A 24,219-nucleotide genomic window follows, 5' to 3' on the forward strand; every position below is an offset into this window, starting at 1 on the left:
ATAAACGCTTATGAAAAAAATATCCTCAGTAATGGGAAACAGACGGTTCAGCTATTTCATCATCCTCACATTTATTGCGGGTTCTCTCCTATTGATAGCGGTTCAAATCAACTCAGCTAAAAATACCAAAGAACTTATTAAAAATAACAACAGACTTCTGAACGAGTTGCGTTCAAGTAATCATTTACGTGAAATCGACCGTGATATTCTCGGCGTGGAAAGCAGAATCAGAGCTTCCATAGCAACCAATGACACCACTCATCTTGAAGGAATCGACCAGAAAATTAATCAGATAGAAAACTTTCTAGATTCACTTTCCAAAGACAATTCAGATGGCGTAGAAGAAAAGCTGATTCATAGATTGAGCGTTCTTGCGATGGAAAAGAAAACAACGAAGGATAAATTATTGCTTCGTTACCACACCCTTGGAAATATGGACGACAACACTTCCATCGCCAACCCGAGAGCTAGAAAAATTTCGAACGAAATCACTTCTATCACTGCAAAAATTTACGAAAGCCGAAAACTTCATATGGTCGACCTCAGCAAAGAGACTGAAGCAATGGGACAAAAAGCGAGATTGTATGATATTTCCCTGTTGATTCTTTTGATTTTAAGCGGTTCAATTGTTGGTTATCACATTCTACGTCAGTTCAAACGTCAGCGATTGTTGATTCAGGAATTGGATGTTGCAGAGAAAAAAGCTTCGGTCGCAGCACAGACCAAAGAAAATTTCCTAGCCAATATGAGCCACGAAATCAGAACTCCTTTGAGCGGAATTCTGGGCTTTACAAACCTTTTACAAAAAAGACCTTTGGATGAAACCTCTAAAGAATTTGTCTCATCAATTCAACGTTCAGGAGAGAATCTGATGGCAATTGTTAATGATATTCTCGATTTATCAAAAATTGAAGCCGGTATGATGCGCATTACCAAAGGCATATTCAGCATCAGTGGACTAGCGAACTCTGTTGAAACATTTTTTATGGAACGCGCCAAAGAAAAAGGATTGACGATTTCCAGCAAAATCGACACCTCAATTCCTGATACTTTGAATGGCGACGCCACAAGACTGACTCAGATTCTGGTCAACCTCATCGGAAATGCCATCAAATTTACGCATCAGGGAACTATCAATATCGAAATTTACAATAAACAACAGACCGAAAACGAAGTCATTGTCGGTTTTAAAGTTTCTGACACAGGAATCGGAATTGATAAAGAAAAACTCATTGAAGTCTTTGAAAGATTCAATCAGGGCGAAGATTCAACGACACGAAATTACGGAGGAACCGGACTTGGTTTATCGATTGTGAAAAGCCTGATTCAGTTGCAGAACGGCGATATCGAAGTGATAAGCGAACAGGGAAAAGGGACCACTTTCCATTTTTATATTCCTTACACAATTGCGAAAGAACAGCTTAATGTAATTCCTAAAATTGATATAGATTATTTTAAAGATAAAACAAATACACCTTTGAAAGTGCTAATCGTGGATGATAACGCTATCAATCAAAATCTGATGAAGCATCTTCTCTCACAATGGAACGTCGATTTTGATACTGCAAACAATGGTCTGGAAGCAGTAGAATTTCTCAGGAACAACGACTGTGATTTGGTTTTAATGGACATCCAAATGCCGCAAATGGACGGTTACGTGGCCACACAAACAATCCGTGAAGAACTTAGACTGAACACGCCAATCATCGCAATGACCGCACACGCTTTGGCAGGCGAACGCGAAAGATGTATGAGTCGTGGAATGAACGAATACATTTCAAAACCTATCATAGAGGAAGAATTATTCAAACTAATTTCAAATTTCGGACTGAAAGAAAACGGAAAAACGGAAACGAAAACCGAAGAAATCGTTTCTAATTACGAGTTCATCGACCTTACTTATTTGAAGTCTATCAGCAATGGCGACAAAAATTTTGAAAGAACCGTGACGCAGCAGTTTTTAGATAATGTCCCAACTCATTTGCAGGAACTGAAACTGGCTTATGAAAACAAAGATTTCGAATTACTAAAATTGAAAGCACACGATTTGAAATCGAGTGTTGCGATAATGGGTTTGCTTCCTCTATTAGAGGAAAAATTAGATATTTTAGAACTAACAACCGAAGAAAATCCGGCATCAGAAAAAACTTTGGAAGAACTAGAAGATGTTTTGCTGAAATCTTTCTTTGAAACAAAATTATTTATGCAAGCCATCGATCATTAAATTTATTAAAAACCAATCTCATTATGGAAACTCAAGGCGCATCTGTGGTTATCACACATCACGTTTTGGCCGGAAAACAAATCGAATATGAAAAATGGCTGGAAGAAATTCTACCCGTTTCCAAAAGTGCCAAAGGTTTTATCGACTGGCAAATCATTCGTCCGATTCCCGATCTGACGTTTGTTTACACCGTGATTATCCGCTTTGACACGATTGAAAATCTCAGAACCTGGATGGAATCTGATACCAGAAGAAAATTGATTGATAAAGCCCATCCATTATTCACAAAAGAAGATAATTACGAAATCAAATCCGGACTGGATTTTTTGTTCTATGGCGAAAAAACAGACACCAAAGTTCCGGTTCGATGGAAACAATATCTGACAACTTGGTCTGCCATTTTTCCTTTGTCACTCTTGATGCAATTGTTATTATTGCCCTCTTTAAGATTAATGAATATTCCTGCCAATGGTTATTTTGATACGTTAGTGAGTACCGGCTGTCTGGTTTTTTTGGTGATTTACGTGGTGATGCCGAATTACACGAAGCTGATTAGAAAATGGCTTTATAAGTAATTGAATATTCATCTAAATCTATTTAAAATCATTGGAATTTTCCAGTGATTTTTTTGTGCCATTTTTTGTCATTCAGAAAGAATCTAAACTGCCTAGATTCACTTCATCGAACCACTTCATTAGGTTTCCTACGTAATGACAAACTGTGTGTGTTGTTTTCGGTAAGTCAAGATTATTTTGCAGTTGGTTTCCCGCAACTTATTTGAGACTAATGTACTTTGCAGTTCGTTTCCTGCAACTTGTTTGAAACAAAATGCATTTTACATTTATTTAAAATAACCTTGTTTGGAACCAAATAACATTGCAGATGGGTTCCCGCAAACCGTTTGAAACAAAATGCATTTTACATTTGTTTAAAACAACCCTGTTTGGAACCAAATAACATTGCAGTTCGTTTCCTGCAACTTGTTTGAAACAAAATACATTTTACATTTATTTAAAATAACCTTGTCTGGAACTAAATAACATTGCAGATTGTTTCCCGCAAACCGTTTGAAATAAAATGCATTTTACATTTGTTTAAAACAACCCTGTTTGGAATAAACAACTTTTTATTTTACATAAATAGTCTACGGAATATGACCATCTTATTTTTTCATTCAACGACACTTTCCGCCTGTTCATCGAACACCAATTGATTTTGAAATTTGTTGAATGTAGCTTTACACCATCAAATTAACATATACAAACACTTAAACTTTATACATTATGGAAATTATTCAAACACCAGAAAACGCATTATCTCACTCTACCGTTACAGCGATTATCAATGCCCCAATCGAAAAAGTTAACATCGCAGATTGGTTATTAAATCTTCCCGATGCAGAATATCAAAGATGCTCTACTCAGCACATCGGAGCAGCAATTTCGACTACGTATGATGGCGAACCCGTTTCTTTAAACGTTGAAACAATCGGAGATGCTTTGATGGTTCAGCATTATGTGGCGGTAGAACACCGTCCTGATTACTGCAGAATGTTATCCATCTCAGATTCTATTACCAAAGGCGGACGTACCAAAGTTCAGGTTTTATGGGAACTGAAAGCCACTAAAATTGATGATAACACGACCTTGTACACCAACGAAATTCACGCAACAGCCACTCCCGAAATGTTTGAATATCTGAAAGAACACAACGTGAATCTTGCTGATGCCGCAGCTTCCAGACAAGCCGCTTCCGATGCACACAATCACGAAGAAACGCCCAACTTTGCAAAAAGTATCGAAAACAAAGCGTTGACCGGAAAATACAATCAACCTTTCTAATTCAAAAAACATAATGGGCGTATTTCGGTACGCTCATTTCATTTTAAAGTTATGGAAACACTTTTTGAAAAACTTGTAGGAAGCTGGATTTTGGTAGAACTCATCGAAGTTCCTGTCAACGGCGGCGAAATTACGCATCCGATGGGCGAAAATCCGAAAGGACTGATTATTTACAATCCTGATGGTTATATGTCGGCACAAATTATGGATACGCATCGGGAAAACTTTCATCAGGAACATTGGACCAATGCCACGCCGGAAGAATATACACAGGAAGGATCGACCTATCTTGCGTATTCAGGGCCGTTCAAAACGGACGATGAAAAACAGTTGGTGAGCCACACGATATACATCTCCCTTTTTCCCAACTGGACGGGGCAAACGCAGAATAGAATCGTTATCTTTAAAGATGGTTTTCTGCATCTTGAAAGCGAAAAACCGTTCACCAGCAATTCGAGGTTGGTGACTCACAAACTGACCTGGAAGAGAGTTTGAAAATGAATGTGATATTAAAATTTAAAAAAAATGAAAGCAATCGTTATTACAAAATCTGGAGGTCCTGAAGTATTGAAATTACAGGATTACCCTACTCCCGAAATTTCCGGAGACGAAGTTTTAATCGAAGTGAAAGCAGCCGGACTCAACCGTTCCGATGTTTTTCAGCGTGAAGGAAATTATCCTGCACCGGAAGGAGCTTCCGCCGAAATTCCGGGATTGGAAGTTGCCGGAACTATTGTAAAATGCGGATCTGATGTCGTAGATTTTACTGTTGGCGACAGAGTTTGTGCACTTTTAGCAGGTGGCGGTTACGCAGAATATGTCGCTGTGCGAGAAGGTCAATGTTTACCGATTCCGGAAGATTTAAGTTTTGCTGAGGCGGCAAGCTTACCGGAAACAGTCTTTACAGTTTGGTCTAATATTTTTCAGAGAGGAAATCTTCAACCGGGAGAAACCCTTTTGCTCCACGGCGGAAACAGCGGGATTGGAATCACAGGCATTCAGATTGCTCACGCATTGGGTTCAAAAGTAATTGTCACAGTTGGTTCTGATGAAAAAGGACGGAAATGTCTTGAACTTGGCGCTGATTCTTACATTAATTATAAGACCCAGAATTTTGAAACCGAACTTCAAAATGAAGGTGTCGACGTCATTCTGGATATGATTGGCGGTGATTATCTGGCCAAAAACATCAACATTCTAAAACCTGAAGGCAGATTGGTTCACATCAATGCGGTAAGTGGCAGTCACGTAGATTTAGACATTTGGAAAGTAATGACAAAGCGTTTGACTGTTACAGGAAGTACTTTGAGAAGTCGGGAATATGAGTTCAAAAAACAATTGGCCAAAGAGATTCAGAAAAATGTCTGGCCTTTGATTGAATCTAAAAAGTTCAGACCTGTCATTTATAAAACATTTCCTTTCTCGGAAGCTGCAGAAGCTCACCGACTGCTTGAAGACGGTTCGCATACAGGAAAGATTATTCTTGTGAGATAAAGCAATACATAGATTTAATAATAATCTGACCCGCAAATTTTAATCCTTCTCAATGCAAATTGTGAAGGATTTTTTATTATTGAAATCGACTTGCTTACGATTCTTGTAATTAATAAAATTCAAAATTGAAACTCTTTTGTCTTTTATCTATTTTCTCTACTCTAAAGATAAATGCTAACAGCCACGAATGCACGAATTAATTTGATGAAAGTATTTTAAATTCCGATTTTGATTTACAAAAATATGATTATCCGTAATTTGTAATAAATTAGTTTTTGACAGTTTGTTTGTCATTCCGGAGGAATCTCAACACACTGAAAATAAAGTAGTTTAGATTACTATGGAACGACAAAATGAATGATGATTTTAGTGTTATGATTAAAACAGACATGTAAAAAAAAATTCGTGCATTCGTGGCATCCTAACAATTCACCAACTATCTCTTTCAAATTCCCACCGACTCATTTTGCCCATTCACCGAAAAGCACTTCAAAATCCTGTGATTCCGAGGTAGCTTTACAGTAGAAATAAAGACAAACTATCATTCATCACAAAAACTTATCATTATGAATACTGCATCATTAAGTTTCAAATACGAATTAGAGAAAAAAGAACCAAGAACCAACGACGGCGGAACGACAAGAGGTGCTTCTGTAAAAGATTTCCCTGCTTCTATAGGCATTGCCGGCGTTTCTATGAGATTGAAACCTGGAAGTATGAGAGAATTACACTGGCACGCTAACGCCGCAGAATGGGCTTATGTAATTTCAGGAACGGTTCGTACAACAATTATTCATCCTGACGGACACAGCTACACAGACAATTTTGAGCCGGGTGATGTTTGGTATTTTCCAAAAGGGTACGGTCACTCGATTCAGGCGACGGGAACGGAAGAATGTCATTTCATTTTGATTTTTGATAACGGTAATTTTTCTGAAGACCATACGTTCAGCGTGACAGATTTTGTTTCTTCAGTACCACCTGAAATCGTTGCGCAAAATTTGGGTTTAACTTTAGAAGAAGTGGCTGCTTTGCCGCAGAAAGAAGCCTATTTCGCAGCGGGAATTGTTCCGGATGAAATGTCATTCACAGCCGAGGCTCGTCCGGATGAATCCGATATCGAATTAACGAGTTTCCACCGTTATCCTTTGCATTCTCAACAACCGAGAATCGTTCCGGGCGGAGGTTTACAGAGATTGGTAACGAGCAAAGAATTCCCTATCAGCAGTACAATGTCGGGTTCTATTTTAGAATTGCAGCCTGGCGCTTTAAGAGAAATGCACTGGCATCCGAATGCTGACGAATGGCAATATTTTATTTCAGGACAGGCCGAAATGTCGGTTTTCCTTGCAGAATCTACTTGCGTTACAGAACAATTCAGTGCAGGAGATGTCGGTTATGTTCCAATGGGAGCCGGACATTACATCAAAAATACAGGCGATACGGTTTGTAGAATTCTGATTGGCTTCAACAGCGGAAAATATGAATCGATTGATTTGAGCGAATGGCTGGCGGGAAATCCAAAAGATGTTGTTGTAACCAATTTTGGTTTGAAAGAAGGCGAAATCGAAAAATTCCCGACTGAGAAAGTCTTCATTCAGCCTCAGAAATAAGATTAGAATAAAATCTCTCGAAATAATGGATAATTCTGTCATCAAAACAAACATTTCCGCTTCATCTGATTCGATTAAGATGCAAGAGAGATTGGCGATACTTTTAGCTTTAATTGCAGGTTATATTGATGCAACAGGACTGATTCAATGGAAAACGTACGTCTCTTTTATGAGTGGAAATACCACGTCATTAGGAGCGGCAATTTCAACCGATAAATCTGGAATTATAATTACATCAGTCACAGTTATCCTTTGCTTTTTAATAGGAATTTACACCGGAACCTGCCTGTTATTATGGAAGCGAATTAAGAACCAAATATTAACATTTTATATAGTTTCCGGAATTCTCATTTTCTATTCAATTATTGCTTATTTTTATGATATCAATAATTTGTTATCCATTGTAATTGTCGGATTTTCAATGGGATTGATGAACACGATTGTGACTTCTGTAGGAAACCAAAAAGTGAATACGGATTTCGTGACGGGAACTCTGAACAGTCTGGCAAGGAACAGCGCAATGCTGACGATGACAGATGATAAAATGGAAAAAGAAGAGTATAAATCCAACGCTATTCATCTTTTGCTGCTGTGGATTGGCTTTTTATCAGGTGCATTTGTCGCCCCTTTCCTACTCGATTATTTTGTAAAATTGACTTTGATGATTCCTGCATTATTACTAATGATTTGCGGAATTTTGATTTCAAAAAATAACACTAAAAACTAATATTATGTTACAGAAAAACGATGTTGCTCCAGATTTCACTTTGTACGCAACGCCAGACCAGAAAATTACACTTTCAGAATTCAAAGGAAAGAATGTCATCCTCGCTTTTTATCCAGCGGATTGGAGTCCGGTTTGCAGCGACCAGATGGCTTTGTATAATGAAACTTTGAAGTTTTTCAAGAAATACGATGCAGAACTTTTCGGAATTTCCGTAGACAGCAAATGGTGTCATCTTGCATTTTCGCAGTCAAGAAATTTACATTTTCCTTTGTTAGCCGATTTTGAAGCTAAAGGAGAAATCGCAAAACAGTACGGCGTTTATGATGATGAAGAAGGTGAATGTAAACGGGCATTATTCGTCATCAATAAAGAAGGCATCATCGAATGGAGTTATCTGTCACCAACGGCAATTAATCCTGGCGCAGACGGAATTTTAGACGCTTTAGAAAACCTTAACACAAAATAAATTATGTCACTAAAACCAAACGTCAGCCAAGCTGACCACTCACAAGGCAACTTAGAAGCCGAACTTGTTATCGTAGAATATGGCGACTATCAATGTCCATACTGTGGCGCTGCTTATCCTATTCTGAAAGAATTGATGAAAGAATATGGAAGTCAAATTAAATTTGTTTTCAGGAACTTTCCATTGTCTGAGATGCATCAATACGCAAGACCGGCGGCCATCGCAGCAGAAGCAGCCAATTTTCAGGGGAAATTCTGGGAAATGCACGATGCGATTTATGAAAATCAGAGAGATTTGAATGAAAACTTGCTGATGAAGCTGGCGGAACAATTAAAACTGAACATTCCTCAATTTGAAAAGGATTTGGAAAGTACTGAACTGGCTAATAAAGTAGATTCAGATTTTGAAAGCGGAATTATGAGCGGCGTGAACGGAACACCTTCATTCTTCGTGAATGGAAAGAAATATGATGGTGGCGCGGAAGATTTGGTTGAGCTTTTGAGGGAGAATACTGAGAGTTAAACTACAAAATATTTTTTGACACTTAAGTAAGTATAAGTTTTTATCATAGCGTAAATAAGAACACTTAAGTTAATTTCTGAAATCAAATCGTGTTATACCGAATCTGCAGCCCGACTTGAGTGGAAATCCTTTTTTGCTTGCAATCAATTTCTATTTAGCTGAAATCTTCGAGCAAAAAAGATTGGGAACCCTTCGACAAGCTCAGGATAAACTCCAGGCGGATAAAGCTGCCCAAATAAAAAATCATAAAAAATGTACGATATTAAACTAGATTAACGAGAAACGAATTGAACCATCCTACATTTGCTAAAGAATTAAGACAACAAAATATTAAAATAAAGTAATCACAACATTAAAAAAATTAAATTATGAGCACACTTAAATTAAAAGACGGAACAGAGATTTTTTACAAAGACCAAGGCGAAGGACCAGTTTTGATGTTTCACCACGGATGGCCTTTATCATCAGACGATTGGGACGCACAGGTTATTTTCTTCTTACAAAAAGGGTACAGAGTGGTGACGCACGACAGAAGAGGTCACGGTCGTTCCAGTCAGGATATTTATAATCATACCATTGAGCAATATGCTTCTGACGCAGCTGAATTGGTAGAATTTCTTGACCTGAAAGATGTAGTTCACATCGGTCACTCAACTGGTGGTGGCGAAGTGATCCGTTATGTGAATAAATATGCTAATGGAAGAGCTAAAAAAGCAGTTTTAATCAGTGCAGTACCTCCAATTATGGTGGCTAGTGATGAAAATCCTGATGGTGTTCCGATGTCTGTTTTCGATGGTATCAGAGACCAGACTTTGAACAACAGACAACAGTTTTACATCGATTTGACTTTCCCTTTCTACGGTTACAACAGAGAAGGTGCAGATGTGAAAGAAGGCGTGCAGAGAAACTGGTGGAGACAGGGAATGATGGGTGGAATTGTGGCTCATTATGACGGAATCAAAGCGTTTTCTGAAACTGATTTCACTGAGGATTTGAAAAATGTTGATATTCCGGTTTTGGTGCTTCACGGCGAAGATGACCAGATTGTTCCTTATCAAAATGCGGCGTTGAAATCAATCAAATTATTGAAAAATGGCACGATAAAAACATATCCTGGTTTCCCTCACGGAATGCCGACTACGGAAGCAGCGACGATTAATAAAGACCTTTTGGAGTTTATTGAGGCTTAGTTAAAATATATATACAAATGAAAAGTGAATCAAAATTGATTCACTTTTTTTATTTAATCGTCAGGTAAGTTAACCTAACTCTTCTAATTTGTTATATAATCTATTATAATCAACTTAAGACTTTAAAATATTATCATATCGGGTAACAAAGTGTTTATATATACCTTTTAATTTCATAATAATTTTTTAAAACTAAAATTAAATTTGAGAAATTCTCACTAAATCTTCTAACCAAATGTGGGTACAAGAATAATAAAGCCAACTAAGGATTTACTATTCTAATTTGCAATTCTAAAAGCTGTTCTAAACAATAACCGGAATTTAACTTTAATCGTTGAAGCAATATTTAAATTATAAACAAAAAAATCCCGCATAAACGGGATTTAATTTCTAAATATTTCAATTTATTTGATTTCTACAGGAACTGAGATTTTATCCCAATCCATTGTGAATCCCTTATTGTTTATTTTATACACTAAAGTTTCCTGTGTTGCTGGTAAAGCTTTTGTTTTTACATCAACACGTAAAGCATCTTTAGCTTCTTCGTATTTATAAGCGCCCCATTGCTTTGGCTCTTTGTTAAAAATTGCAGTCCAGGTTCCGCTTTCTTTAGGGATTAAGAAAAAGCTGTACTTACCTGCTGGCAATTTTTTGCCCTGTACGGTAATGTCCTTATTGGTTTCGAAAGTCGTTGCTTCATTCGCACCTGCACGCCAAACTTTATCATAAGCTTCCAAACCACCCCAGATTGTACGACCTTTAACAGACGGACTGCTGTAGGCAATTGTAATGGTTGCATCTTTAATCTTTCCCGTAGCAGTAGCCGGAGGACTGGCAGGTTTTTTAGCTTCCTGTGCAAATGCATTTACTGAAATTGCCATTGTAGCAAAAAGTACAGTAGCAGTTTTAATGATTGTTTTCATAATATTTTTGTTGTATGTATTTTATACTTATGCGTTACGAAGTTAATGCTTTCTGCTTATAAAATAGTAACACGATTGACGAAAATATAATGACTGCCGCTGCACCGATTACGTTAAGCCAAAGGAATGAAACAATATCGAAATTGTAAATAGCAATCACCGTAATTTCTGATAAAATGGCAGAGATAAATACATTCGCTCCATCGATTTTTTTATAATAAAAAGCGACAAGAAAAATCCCCAATATCGGGCCGTAGAAAAGAGAACCCAACACATTAACCGCTTCAATAAGTGAACCCATTTGAGTGGCAAACATCGCTACGCCGATGGAGAAAATACCCCACGCTAAAGTGTGCAGACGACTATACTTCAATTCGGTTGCATCATCTGGAATTTCTTTTTTAAATATCAAATGAACATCTTTCAGTGAGCAGGCAGCAAGGGAATTCAGCGCTGCAGAAATTGAACCCCAACTGGCTAGAAAAATGACGGCAAACAGTAAACCGATCATCCCAACAGGCAAGGTGTTTTTCACAAAATACAGGAAAATGTAATTAGTATCTGTTTTCTCAGCATTATAGTTTGAGTTATTAATAGCTTCCTCTACCCTTCCGTGAAGCGCTTTTACTTCGGTTTGTGTATTTTTAAAATCCTGAATTGTTTTGTTAAGTTGAGGAGATTGAGTTTCTTTTAGCTTTAAAATTTCTTTCGATTCTGAATTAAATTTTGTTTGTAAATCCTGATGCTCTTTTTCAAATACTGCAGCCTGTTCAGGTTGTGTTTCCTTCAGATTTTGATAAGAGCGTTCATTAAAATAAATCGGAGCAGGTTTTAGAGAAAAAAATGCAAAAAGCAAAGCACCAATAAGCAGAATAGCAAACTGCATCGGAATTTTAACCAATCCGTTCAACAGCAAGCCCATTTTTGCATTGGTATTGTCCTTTGCAGTAATATACCTACCAACTTGACTCTGGTCGGTACCGAAGTAAGAAAGTGCCAGAAAAAAACCACCAATTAAGCCGCTCCAAATATTGTATTTATCTTTCCAATCGAATTCTGTGGTGATTACGTTAAGCTTTCCAGATTTCCCTGCGAGATAAAGTGCATCTTTAAAACCAATTCCATTTGGCATATTTTGAATTAGCAAATAACCTGCAAAAGCCATAGTTCCCAGAATGATCAAAAACTGTATTTTTTGGGTGTGAGCGATTGCTTTTGCACCGCCAATATAAGTGTAGATCAACAAAATGCCACCCGTTAAAACATTGGTTAAATAAATATCCCAGTTTAAAACGCTTGATAAGATGATACTCGGAGCGTAAATGCTGATTCCTGTTGATAAGCCTCTGGAAAAAAGAAAAAGTAGTGAAGTGAGTACCCTTGTTTTTTTATCAAAACGGTTTTCTAAATATTCATAGGCGGTGTAAACATTTAATCGCTGAAAAATCGGGATGAAAGTAATACAAATCACAATCATCGCCAAAGGCAAACCAAAATAATACTGCACGAAACGCATACCGTCTGTGTAAGCCTGACCCGGTGCCGAAAGAAACGTAATCGCACTTGCCTGCGTCGCCATAATACCGATAAGCACAATGTACCAAGGCATTTTATTATCTGCTTTCAGGTAAGATTCGTTGCTTTTTTGTCCACGACCAATAAATACGCCATAAACAACCACTGCAACCAGTGTAAAAATAAGAACGGTCCAATCTATTGTACTCATGCCCAGAATTTAGTAAACAAATAATAAAATACGATCTGAACTACTAATGCAACTGCTAATAGTATATACCAGATATTCCAATTTTTAAGTTGATTGTTCATCAGTTTTTCTGTGCAGATAAAAAGTTTAAAAATAAGCGTGCCGCACCAACATTTCCTGCCGGCAACTGTCTGAAAAATGCCAAAGGTGTATAAATAAAATTACCTTTTCCGTATTTTGCATATAAAGTTGATCCCTGCAGAGGCTCTTCACCGGTATCGTGCATTTCAAAAAGCGGTTCATACGCTGAGTCCCATTGAGCTGGGAAATAAGCGCCACGCTCCTGTACCCAGCCTTTAAAATCATTTTCGGTAATTTTGTTTGGGAAATTCAGTAATTTATGATTTGGATTTAAAAATTTAACCTCAGCATTTTCTTCGGTAACCCGCTTATTAGCAATACTGAAATTATACATTCCCAATTGGTCAACCGTTGTATCCTGATTGGTGTTATACTGCATCACCAGATTACCTCCGCCTTTTACATAAGACCATAAAAAAGGCATCCAGCGACCTAGCTTTTTCTCCGTGTTATTGGCACGAACACCAAGAACAATGGCTTCATATTGTGATAACTTATTTTGACCACCGTTTCCACCGGATTCATCTAAATTGCCATAAAAATCTTCGTCTTTCAAGACATCTACCTGAATTCCTGCAATGCGTAAAAATTCAGGAATGAAATCACCTGCACCTTCTATGTAACCTACTTTTTTAACCTTCGCCTGAATATCTCCTTTCATTACGGTTACCGTTGCAGGCGCAAAATATTGTAAGGCAGGTAAATGCGGATATTGAATTAATACCTTATTTTTATTATAAGTTACTCCATCTGCAACATAATTTGCATCCAATTGCAAACGACTCGAATTGATTGAGGCAAGCTTATTTTTCGGAATAACGTAATCAATGGTAAAATCTTTTCCATTAACTGATTTTAAATCACCGCCGCCTAAACGTTCTCCGTTATACATCAGATTTACTTTTCCATTATTGAACTGTTTGTTGGAATTAACCTTAAAATTTAAGCTTAAATTCAAATCTTCGTTTTCTTTCACTAAATAAAGTGGTTGTGTAAATTTAAGTTCCAATGCAGGAACAATGCGCAAGGCTTCAACCACATCACCACGCACCGGATCTAATTTCTTGAAAGATAAAGGAAGTTTAACCTGAAACTTTTCCGAACCGATTTTTAAACCAAGGAAAACATTCAGTGGTGATTCTGCTTCTGCCAAACCGACTAAAGTATCATTCGGAACAGAGAAAGTTGCTGCATTCGTGGCTGGTTTGGCCAACCAGTAAGGTTCTGTGAGTACCGCATCTGCAGGAATCTGAATTTCGTGTTGAATGGTAATTAAAGAATCTTTTGACAATTTTCTGTTGAAGCTTTCTGATTGATTCAACCATTTTACATTTTCTAAAACGACAGGATTATCAGCTCTTGAAATCAGATTTAACCTAAAACTGTAATTTTCTCCGGCAACAGCTTCAGCCTGATTAGTAACAACTTCACCCATAAACCCTGCACAGCTTAAAATAATATTATCGAGAGATTTAATTTTATCCTTTTTTATTTCTGAATCTTGTAACGTCATTACCTTTTTTCGCAAAGCAAGCAAAGCAGGCAAGCTAAGCTCAGGATTATTGAAGTTGAAAGCGGAAATAATTTTATCCAATGATTGATCGATATCAGCGTTTCCTTTTGCAGTCCAGGTTTTAGCTACTCCGTCAAAAAGTGTTTCTTTTGCAGGTTCGCCATTAACATGAGAAAAATATTCAGTTTTAATGCCTGCTACAGACTGTGTTCCTGCACCTTGGCTTTTATGTAAACTTCTGCTTAATCCTGCCAATTCACCATAGCCCATTCCCAGTTGTGCATCATATTGCCCAACGGTAACTTTCAGTTGATTTTCAGCGGTTGTATTAACTGCACCAAAGCGGAAAGTATTCCACAGGATACGTTTTGGTTGCCATACATTCACATATTTTAGTTGATTTGGGAAAGCCGTTTTATCGCCTACCAACTTAAAAGCTTTTTCTGCAACCACAGCCGAAGCCGCGTGCTGTCCGTGACCTGCCGCCGCAGTAGGCGGAAAACGACAAATGATCACATCAGGACGGAATTTACGGATTACCCAAACTACATCAGCTGTAATACTATTTTCATCCCATTGTTTAAAGGTATCGGTCGTGTTTTTAGAGAACCCGAAATCAATAGCGCGGGTAAAAAACTGTTGGGCGCCGTCTAACTTTCTAGCCTCTAAAAGCTCGTGCGTCCTAATTAAACCCAATGCAGCACCTTGTTCTGTGCCTAATAAATTCTGACCGCCATCACCTCTTGTTAAAGATAAATAACCCGTTTCTACATTTTGGTCGTTGATTAACCAAGAAAGTAATCCCGTATTTTCATCATCAGGATGAGCAGCTAAGTATAAAACTTTAGGTAAATTTTTGAGCGTTTTGAGGTCGCGATAAATTTCAGATGATTTTGAAGGACGAACCTGTTGGGCCGAACAAAAAACCGTAAAAAAGCCAAGGAGAAATACAGTGCTTATTTTTTTGAACATTTGAATTTGCTTTGCGAAGCAAATATAAGTAAATCATCTTTCTTTCAATCTTTAAAGAAAAAGCACTTAGCAAATCCAGAAATTCTATTCTATTATTCGTAAAATCTGTGTGTGAAAGTAAAGACAATTAAAGCAAACAAAAGATCAATTGTTTCAATTTCGATTATTTTTAAAAATTAAATGCAAGAAATTTCACCTACAAGAAATTATCTGATAAAAAAACTTTCTGATTCCTGTTAAATTGGATCAAATGAATAAAGTCATTATAAACTTCCTTTTTTGTCATATAACCGAATAGCGCCATTTTAATATAAGTGGCGCCGTTTTTTATAAATATTGACTAATTGAACTACTAAAATTCTCTTGATTTTCTGAAAAATAAAATTCTACAAACTGTAATTATAACCCACTGTACAGGTCATTTCATTAAGCTTTGGATTTTCAATAGCCTGATCTGTATTTCTAAACATTTGAATAAAATTCAGATTGAAATTATGCTTTTTCCAAGGCATGTAAATGGCTCCCAATCTAAAGTTCATCACATTAATATTAGCAGTAGTACTCGCCGAGTGGTTGTATGACACTCCAACACTGGCTTTTAATTTTTCCTCTTTTAAGAAAGATTTGGTAATATTAACGCCTGGTCCCCAAATTTTTGAAACTTGTGATGCTGCAAAGGTATGTGTAAAATTGAAAGAAGCCGCAATGTTCATTTTCTTATCGGGTAAGCCTAAATTATAATTTAAATTGGCATTATGGAATCTTGATAAACCGCCTCTTCTCACAATTCCGTTTTCCCTGTTGGCCATATCATTCAAAGAGTAATTAAAATTGATATTCTGTACCTTTTCTTTTGTGCTGGAAAGGATATAATTTATATTGATATTCGTATTCTGTGAAATCTGTTTATAATCAATAGAATCTTTTGGCTGCTGTATGATTAATGGATTATCATTTATGGTGTTAAACTGATTCAACTGCCTGCTTGTAAACATGGTGAAATTGGAATAACTTGCAGTAATCATCAATTTATCTGAAGCTTTAAGATTAGCATTCACTGCGCCTACCCAACGGCTGGTTTGCTTGGCCTTTTTATTGTCAAGATTATCCCGTTGTCTTCCGATATTTGTTGAAAGTGATAATTTATCTTTCAACATTGTAAAAGAAGAATTAAGCGTAATATTTTCAAGATCATTATTAAAATAGTACGCTCCCAACGTTTTGTATCCGGGATCTATTTTTTCATATTTAATACCAATCATTCCTTTCTTCAACTTAAGGTCTATCCCTGTATTGAAGGCAGAATAGTTTTCCATTGAAGAATTTGGTGAAAGAAATTTAGAAGAAATACCTTTCTTTACCGCTCCGTTTTCTGTCGCTCTTAGATCGTTGATTACAGCGGTGTTGGCATATTCTCCATAGACCTCTATATTTTTATCGAGTTTAAAATTTCCAGCCATTGAAAGCACCAGGTTTTCCTGTGGTAAAACTCCTTTATCATCAAGCGCATTCTTCAGAGAACCGACATTATCTTTTGCATAAAACCCAATTAACCCCAATTTATACTTGTCTTTTTCCCATTTCAAATGAGCTCCATATCCCATTCTTTTATAGGCAGGGATTGTATTTGGGTTTCCATCATCTTCTACTGCTTTGTTGAGGCGTCCTGTCATCAGAGCTACTTTTAATGGTATTTTGGGTGTGAGTTCTAGCCCTCCTCCTGTAAACAGTAATCCGTTGAATGTATAAGGTGAAAATGTCATATTAGCATCTCCCATATAAGCTTTTACCCACTTATATTTTGGAGCAATGCTTATACGATTAAATTTAAACGGTACCTGATATCCCAATTGACTGCCCTGATTGGTAAGGCTATATGAGATGGGCATCGACCATTTATATAAACCAAGATTCAGATTTCCGTTAAGAAAATAGGTAAATGGCTCTCTTCCTCTGTATACATTGGAGCTATAAAAAACAGAATTTGCTGAAATCCCTCCACTTATTTTAAAAGGATTTTTTTTGAGTTCTTCTTTTGTTTTCTTACCTAAGTTTTCTAGGTCAACTTCCTGAGCTTTATATAATGCTGAAGCCGAAACCAACAATACCAGTACAATATTTCTAGTATAAATCTTCATCATAAAAGTATTATGGTTGTTTTTGAACTTTAATATCTACCATTATATAGGAGCTTGTTCCGGCTGATACAAAGTCTGTAATATTTATTGCCCCCTTTCTGCCATCTTCTGTTTTAAATAATACTATTCTGGGAACAGTAATATTATTGAATGGCGTCTTTCCGGCATTGCTTTCCGTTACATTAATAGAATTAAAATCACTTCCTGCATTAATAGCATTAAAACCTGAAATGGAAAGTTGATTACCTACTAACTCTTGTGAATTAATGATCTTACTGTGAGTCGCATTCGGGATTGAAGAAAAAGCAGTATTCTGAACCTCATCCGGAGATACAAATTGGTTATAGGCAAATGATGAATTAAGTCCAAAAAATCCAAAATCGATTTTAGAACCATTTGCAGGTGTAACATCTCCCTGTCTAATAACCGCTCCTATATAAGAAGAAAAGAAGCACCCAATCGTAGAATGAGCGTTATTTATTCCCAATTTCACATTACTAAAAGAAAGCAAATTGGTATTTTGCTGTATGGTGATCTGCTTTTGAAGTATTTTGGTTTCTTTATCGTTTGTCGCTTTCAAAATAATGGTATAAGTTCCTGCGCTGCTGAAATTGACATCAGGATTAGTCGTTGCAGATATAGAAGGGGTTGCTCCAGTTATTTCCCATTCGTACGAAAAAGCATTGGTCGATAAATTATTAAGATGTAATAATAACGGTGCTTCGTAATCATTATCAATAGGATCTACGCTCCAGTTAAAATCAATAGTCATTTCCGGTTGTATGGTAACCGTTTTTTGAGTAGAATAGGTTTCCAATACGTTGGATATGGTCAGTTTGATAATATGATCTCCTGGCGTTGTAAATACCACTGTTGGATTTTGAGCATTAGAAGTAGCCGGGATTCCTCCTGCAAATTCCCATAGGTATTGCGTGGCTCCCAAAGATTTGTCTACCATCTGTAAGGTTACCGGAGAAATATCACTTCCCTGCATCTGCCATTCAAAATCTACTTTCATTGAGGCATCAGCTTTTATTTCTACAATTTTCTCGTCTTCATTGCCATCTTTGTTAGAAGCTTTTAGTTTTATCTTATAAACTCCTGCCTCGGCATATATAATCGGCTGAGGATTTTTTTCTGTAGAACTCGTTACTGTTGCTCCTTCAAATGACCATTCGTAGGTATCTGCTCCGGTAGATTTGTTAATAATTTCTACTTTTACAGGCACCGAATAGTCATCGTTACTCACTTTTATTGTGAAATCAGCTTTTATCTGAATTTCTTCTTCTACAGCACATGCATTGAAAGTGATTGCGAGGATTACTAAAAGAACTGCAGAATACATTCTTTTTAAATATTTGTGAAAATTCATTGATTGTGTTTTTATTTTTAGTCACCAATTGTTTTTATTGTACCAGCATTCTTTTTACCAGCACTTCATTACCCGTCTCTAAAATTACCAGATATGTTCCTGCAGGCAGAGAAGTATTAAATGGTACAACGAAGTACGCTGCTTTAGGTTGCATCACTGCCGGAAAAACTTCATGAGAAACCATATCCATTATTCGGATTTTAATCGAATTTTCTGTTCCAAGACCTACTAAAATTTTGAATACTCCATTATTCGGGTTGGGGAGAATTGTAAATTCTGTTATATTAGAGGCTTTTGTTGGATTGAGGGTAACTCCCGACGTATTTTCTTCAACGATCACTTTTTTATAGAACGTTTTTACACATTCTCCCTGAATTCCCTTCAATCCTATTTCATAAGTACCAGGAACGGAGAACTTGAGCTCTAATAGATTATTTGTCTTCTGAATGACCTGGATATTATTATTTGTCGGAACTATCCATTCAACTGCTTGCGGCTGAGTTGGAGAAGTATTCACTAAAACCACACTGGCTTCGGAATAAGCGTGGGTAGCCAGTAAAAACTGAGGATTCAATACTTCACATGAATTCTTTATTTTCACACTATCGGTAGCTATACAGCCTTTAGAATCTGTTATAGTTACAGTATAAGTTCCTGCTGCAGACAAAGTAATTGTTGATGAATTACCAATTATATTTCCATTTTGATCTTCCCAGAGATAAGTAGCAGAAGGGTCATTTACTGCTACAGTATAAACTTGTGTATCGCCAGAACATAAAGTTACATCTGCTCCTAAATCCACCGTAAGTTGCAAAGGATCAATCAGAATATATTGTTTAGTTGAAATACATCCATTCGCATCAGTAACAGTCATCATATAATTTCCTGCTGGAATTCCGATATTATCTGCTGTGGTCGCTCCATTAGACCAAAGTATAGAATATGGTGCTTCGCCTCCTGTAATATTGGTTTTAATTTCTCCGTTGCTTGCTCCAAAGCAAATAGGATTTTGCACAGACATATCAGTAATGATAACCTGATCCGGCTGAATAATCTGCACATTACCCTTCACTTTACAATTTTTAGAATCTGTAACCAATACAAAGTAATTCCCTCCGGGCAATCCTGTAACCGTTGGGGTGGTATGAGAAGTATTCCATTGATAAGAAAGCATTCCGGTTCCTCCTGTAGCATCTACGGAAACCATACCCGTATTTTGATTATAACATGATATTGTATTTGCCGATAAGGTGATAGACAATTGTGGAGGAAACGCAAATGTAAATTCTGCATTTGTCATATTGCTATTGATATCGTTTATCAGTACTTTGTAATTTCCTACAGAGCGATTAGATAAAATTGCTTGCGTTGCTCCCGGAATATCTTGGAAAGTTCCTCCAGCTAAAACTTGCCATTGGTATTCGTATGCTCCTACTCCTCCGGTAACTACAGCTTTCAGGTTACCATCTTCAGCTTCATCAGGAATTCCGTTATTATCTAAATCCAATTTATTGGGGTAATCATTGGAAATATTACATGAAATCTGTCTTTCAACTTCTATAGTTACAACTAAAGGTTGAGGCTGCTCTACTATAAATTCCTGAGAAATAATCCCACAATTTCCTAACTGGGTGCTTGCATCCGCATAATTTTTATCTTTTACGGTCAGGTAATAATTTCCCGCAGGAAGATTAGCAAGTTTTATTGTGTAAGGATTATTGACGGCATCTGTCGTAATTCCTGTAGAAATAACAGCTCCGTTTGGTGTATCTTTTCTCCATTCAAAGTTATAACTTCCGTTTGTATTAGGCGTTCCACCTGTTACCCGTACAGAAATATACCCGTTGCCCAATCCGTATCCTGATGGTTGTGCAATTTCGATATCAGCAGCTGGAAGAGCAATAGCCTCAGAAGGTTGGGTAATAGTGATCGTAATTTCTTTTTCAACACTCGAATTAGAAGGATCTTTTGCAATACACATGTTAGAATCTCTCACTTGTATTTTATAGATCCCGGCACTCAAATTTTGAATAGCAGCAGTCTGTCCGCTTGTAAAATTAGTCCAATCCAAAAAAGGTTGTCCGTTTTTGGTTACGATATATTGATATTGGTTTTGTCCACCTCCTACAGTAATGTTGATGATACCGTCATTTCCTTGAAAACAATATACGTCTGTTTTGGAAGTCATATCAAAAGTAACTGGGGTCGGTTTTGTAATCTCAAAATTGATGGTATGAGTGGGGCTGTCGGTATAGGTTGCATTACCATTATAAGTTCCTAATATATCTAGTTTATAAGTCCCCGGAGGAAGATTTTGTAAAGTATATGAGGCAATGGTCTGTAAATCGTTAGTAATATCCTGATTAAATACTGCTGCTCCGGTTACTGTATTTACTAAAGAGATTTTAAGGGTTTCTCCTGCAAGTAAAGTTCTGTCAAAATTAAGTGTTGCAGTACCATCTATGGTATCGAAACATTTTGTAGGGGTTACTGAGCTTGTGAGAATGTGAGGTGCTGATTTTACCAATGTTAAAATTACAGGTGGAGAAACCGCTTGATATACTCCGCTAGATAAACAAGATGCTACTCTAAAGTAAATATTTTGTCCTATATATTGGCTGTAATTGGATCCGAAAAGGTCTTTTGCGGAAATACTAAGTTTATTAAGTATAGAAAGAGAGGAATTAATGTCTACCCAATTTACATTGTCAACGCTATATTGATAGCCATATAGATTTGCTGCAAAACCTTGTCTTGCATAAAAATGTATTTTATCGTCACTGGGTAAAAATGTATTTGTGCTTCCTGTATCTGTTAAAGAGACTAAAGAATGAACCGGTGTAACTCTTGTTTTAAAAGTTATCTCAGACATTCTGGAAGAATTACTTGCCACTGAAAAATTCTGCAGCGGACATATTGTCAAACTATTTGTAATATCATAGCTTGCATCAGTACCTGATCTAAAGTTTACAAACCCCGAAACACGTATAGAAACAGGACGTTTAGACCTAATTAATGGTGGGTTTAAATTCCAGTCCCATTCGTCATGATCTTCTTCTGAAATGCTTCTATAATAAATTTGCTCTTCTGAATTATCTTCATATTTAAGAGTAAGAGTTACATTTGAACTTGTGTTATTTTTAACGGGTTCTCTAATCTCAAATCTCAAATTATACAATTCAAATTTATACTCCGCCTGACCGCCTTGCCCCCAAAGAAAAGCAGCCTTTATTAGTAGTAATAAAAATAATATTTTTTTCATCGTATTTGTGTTTTTAAAATTCTATGGTAATTTTTTCCGTTTTTGAAACATGATTATTTTTTAACATTGGTTTCAAAAGATAGGTGTAAACATTCCCTGTTTGAACCGCTTTATCTTCCAGGAAATTTTGAGCTCCACTCAATGTTCCCCAATGAGTAGGTTTTTCTATTCCTTTCTGTCGGTATACCAAAATTTCACCTACGTCTTTCTTATCTATTTTCCAAATCAATTCGATCTGCTTTTTGTCCCTATTTGCAGAACCCGATAAATTGGTCAAAACAGATTGTGCTTCAAAGCTGTTGCTCCTTAGTGTAATTTCAGGAGATTTATCAGATTTCAATTTGTTTTTATCAATCGCCAACAAATAGTAAGCATATCGTTTATCAGCCTCTACATTTTTATCGGTATAAATGAAATTTGGCTGAATATCTTTGGCTTCATAGATCATTTTCCAGCTTTTATCTGCTCCGTCTTTATCCTGACGATATAATTGATGCAGTGCAACATCATCACTGTAGCTTCTCAGCCAGCTTAAAGTAATTTTACCATCTTCTTCCAATTTATATTCTGTAAAAACCGGAGCCTGAGGTTTTACTTTATCGGGCTTTTCTAATTCTAAAATGATAGATGGTTTAGATTGGTTTTTTCTGATATCTGTTGCCGTTACATAATAATACACTGTAGAATTCAGATTTTCTAAAACGACGTTGTCTTTATATATATTTTTAGAAATGGCTTGCGGAGTAATGCGCACCATCTCATCTCCTTTTTGTATTCCTCTGAAAATATGATAGCCCTCCAAATCTTTCTCGCTATTGGCTTTCCATTGCAGATGAACAATCCCTAAAGAATCTATTTTTCCTTTCAATTCTAGAGGAGTTTCGGGAGGTGTTATATCATTGGGCTGAACTAGAACTGCAAAAGATTCTCTTTTATCTTTGTTCTTTCCTATTGCCTGAATTTTATAATAATTAGATGAAGCCAAACTTTTGGTCACCAATGCTCTGTCAATAACAGGGATTTTATTTTTAACAACTTTGTAGGTATTCTCCAGATCTGTTTCAGAGTGAAGAAGCTCAAAAGCAATAATATCTTTTTCGACCTCATTAGGAAACTCCCAATTTATGGCGATTTGTTCGTCTTCGGAAATCTTAAAATTTGAAATTCTAGGAGTAATTTCAAGACTTTTCTTTCCTTTTCCTGAAATAGCGTCAGAATAAGGACCATAATCTCCAAAAATGGTTTTTCCTCTGATTCTGTAGCTGAATTTTGAATTGTTTTGAGCCAACGAGTCTACAAATGTCATTCCCTGTGCCTGTCTACCGTCGGTATCATTCATATTCATTACCGGAAGGTCACCCAAAGATTTAAAAGCACTTCCATTCTCAGATTTTTCGACATAGTATGAAGTGTAGGTATCTCTCAACTGTAAATATTCCCACGAAATTGTAACTGTCTGATCTTTAAAAATCCCAATGAAATCAACAGGCTTTGGCAAATCTGAATTACTGGAAACCTCTGCTACAGCATCACCTTTTACAACCAAAGCTGAAACTCCCGAACTATTGTTTTGATTAATACTTACTGAATAGAGATATCTTTCATTAGATTTTATATTGACATCTTTATAGGCCCAACCAGCAAGTTTAGCGACTTCAAAATCTAAATCGGCAGCCATTAATGCATAGGAAAAACGCTGCTCTACTTCCTGAGATTTGTTGACTACACCTTCAAGTTTGCCCTGTTTTTCTCCCATTTCAACTTCAAAAGTGTCTCCGAAAAGTGATTGTGCCACAGTAGCGGCATTATCATTTTTCTCAACAATCTTTTTCCATTCTGCCTCAGAAGCGGGTTTGAAAATGCCCAAATCTTTTTCCTCGGGTTTATCGAGCAACTTTCCGTCTCTTGAAAGTGTATATCTTTTTAAAACAAAACCTGTTTTGTTCGCTTTTTGCCAAGATATCGGTTCATCAACAGCCCATCGTAGCGAAATATGGTTTTTTTTGTTATCTACTTTCAAACGGATATGTGGGATAATGACCTTGTCCTGCTTTTCTTGCGAAAAAACAAAAACTGAAATCATAAGAAAGCAAAAGCTCAATAGGTATTTTTTATT

The 24,219-nt window shown here is 36.6% G+C and carries 17 protein-coding genes; 10 read left to right on the forward strand and 7 right to left on the reverse strand.

All coding sequences use genetic code 11. From position 1 onward, the window contains the following. The first annotated feature begins 10 nt into the window (after positions 1-10). From EG358_RS14545 to EG358_RS14590, 10 genes are all read left to right on the forward strand, one after another. A complete protein-coding gene (locus EG358_RS14545) occupies positions 11-2,224 on the forward strand; it encodes a hybrid sensor histidine kinase/response regulator (protein WP_076559487.1) in 2,214 nt (737 codons plus the stop codon). Between the two features lie 23 nt (positions 2,225-2,247). Continuing rightward, positions 2,248-2,799: an antibiotic biosynthesis monooxygenase gene (locus EG358_RS14550; protein WP_076559485.1), complete on the forward strand. Its 552-nt coding sequence runs from the start codon at positions 2,248-2,250 to the stop codon at positions 2,797-2,799. A gap of 708 nt (positions 2,800-3,507) precedes the next feature. After that, on the forward strand, positions 3,508-4,065 hold the full coding sequence (locus EG358_RS14555) for a hypothetical protein (protein ID WP_034974811.1): 558 nt from the start codon (positions 3,508-3,510) through the stop codon (positions 4,063-4,065). 51 nt (positions 4,066-4,116) lie between these two features. Beyond that, positions 4,117-4,560, forward strand: a complete 444-nt coding sequence (locus EG358_RS14560; RefSeq protein WP_076559482.1) for a lipocalin-like domain-containing protein — start codon at positions 4,117-4,119, stop codon at positions 4,558-4,560. 30 nt (positions 4,561-4,590) lie between these two features. After that, positions 4,591-5,559 (forward strand): NAD(P)H-quinone oxidoreductase, encoded by a 969-nt coding sequence (locus EG358_RS14565; RefSeq protein ID WP_076559480.1) that lies wholly within the window; start codon positions 4,591-4,593, stop codon positions 5,557-5,559. A gap of 566 nt (positions 5,560-6,125) precedes the next feature. After that, positions 6,126-7,172 carry a cupin domain-containing protein gene (locus EG358_RS14570; RefSeq protein ID WP_076559478.1) on the forward strand — a complete coding sequence of 349 codons (1,047 nt, stop codon included), beginning with the start codon at positions 6,126-6,128 and terminating at the stop codon, positions 7,170-7,172. 25 nt (positions 7,173-7,197) lie between these two features. Continuing rightward, the gene (locus EG358_RS14575) at positions 7,198-7,899 is read left to right on the forward strand and encodes a YoaK family protein (protein WP_076559476.1); all 702 of its coding nucleotides are present in this window, start codon (positions 7,198-7,200) and stop codon (positions 7,897-7,899) included. Positions 7,900-7,903: 4 nt separating this feature from the next. Then, complete coding sequence (locus EG358_RS14580; RefSeq protein WP_076559474.1) at positions 7,904-8,365, forward strand: redoxin domain-containing protein; 462 nt, start codon at positions 7,904-7,906, stop codon at positions 8,363-8,365. 3 nt (positions 8,366-8,368) lie between these two features. Next, positions 8,369-8,887 carry a DsbA family protein gene (locus EG358_RS14585; protein ID WP_076559473.1) on the forward strand — a complete coding sequence of 173 codons (519 nt, stop codon included), beginning with the start codon at positions 8,369-8,371 and terminating at the stop codon, positions 8,885-8,887. A 368-nt stretch (positions 8,888-9,255) separates the two neighbouring features. Further along, a complete protein-coding gene (locus tag EG358_RS14590; RefSeq protein ID WP_076559471.1) occupies positions 9,256-10,077 on the forward strand; it encodes an alpha/beta fold hydrolase in 822 nt (273 codons plus the stop codon). Positions 10,078-10,481: 404 nt separating this feature from the next. Here the strand turns inward: EG358_RS14590 and EG358_RS14595 are convergent, their stop codons facing one another. The 7 genes from EG358_RS14595 to EG358_RS14625 all read right to left on the reverse strand — a co-directional run bounded on the left by EG358_RS14595 (position 10,482) and on the right by EG358_RS14625 (position 24,186). Beyond that, entirely contained in the window at positions 10,482-11,000 is a 519-nt protein-coding gene (locus EG358_RS14595; protein WP_076559470.1) for a DUF2911 domain-containing protein, read from the reverse strand. A 34-nt stretch (positions 11,001-11,034) separates the two neighbouring features. Next, positions 11,035-12,726, reverse strand: coding sequence for a sodium:solute symporter (locus EG358_RS14600; RefSeq protein WP_076559468.1), 1,692 nt, complete (start codon positions 12,724-12,726; stop codon positions 11,035-11,037). A gap of 100 nt (positions 12,727-12,826) precedes the next feature. Then, on the reverse strand, positions 12,827-15,331 hold the full coding sequence (locus tag EG358_RS14605; RefSeq protein ID WP_076559467.1) for a PIG-L family deacetylase: 2,505 nt from the start codon (positions 15,329-15,331) through the stop codon (positions 12,827-12,829). A gap of 386 nt (positions 15,332-15,717) precedes the next feature. Beyond that, positions 15,718-17,472, reverse strand: coding sequence for a TonB-dependent receptor (locus EG358_RS14610; protein ID WP_076559465.1), 1,755 nt, complete (start codon positions 17,470-17,472; stop codon positions 15,718-15,720). Between the two features lie 7 nt (positions 17,473-17,479). Continuing rightward, positions 17,480-18,841, reverse strand: a complete 1,362-nt coding sequence (locus tag EG358_RS14615) for a PKD domain-containing protein (RefSeq protein ID WP_076559463.1) — start codon at positions 18,839-18,841, stop codon at positions 17,480-17,482. A 34-nt stretch (positions 18,842-18,875) separates the two neighbouring features. Continuing rightward, the gene (locus EG358_RS14620) at positions 18,876-22,103 is read right to left on the reverse strand and encodes a T9SS type A sorting domain-containing protein (RefSeq protein ID WP_076559461.1); all 3,228 of its coding nucleotides are present in this window, start codon (positions 22,101-22,103) and stop codon (positions 18,876-18,878) included. A 13-nt stretch (positions 22,104-22,116) separates the two neighbouring features. Beyond that, a complete protein-coding gene (locus EG358_RS14625) occupies positions 22,117-24,186 on the reverse strand; it encodes a fibronectin type III domain-containing protein (RefSeq protein ID WP_076559459.1) in 2,070 nt (689 codons plus the stop codon). Positions 24,187-24,219: the final 33 nt, after the last annotated feature.

Origin of the sequence: Chryseobacterium indoltheticum (assembly GCF_003815915.1) — a bacterium.
Taxonomy (GTDB): Bacteria; Bacteroidota; Bacteroidia; order Flavobacteriales; family Weeksellaceae; genus Chryseobacterium; species Chryseobacterium indoltheticum.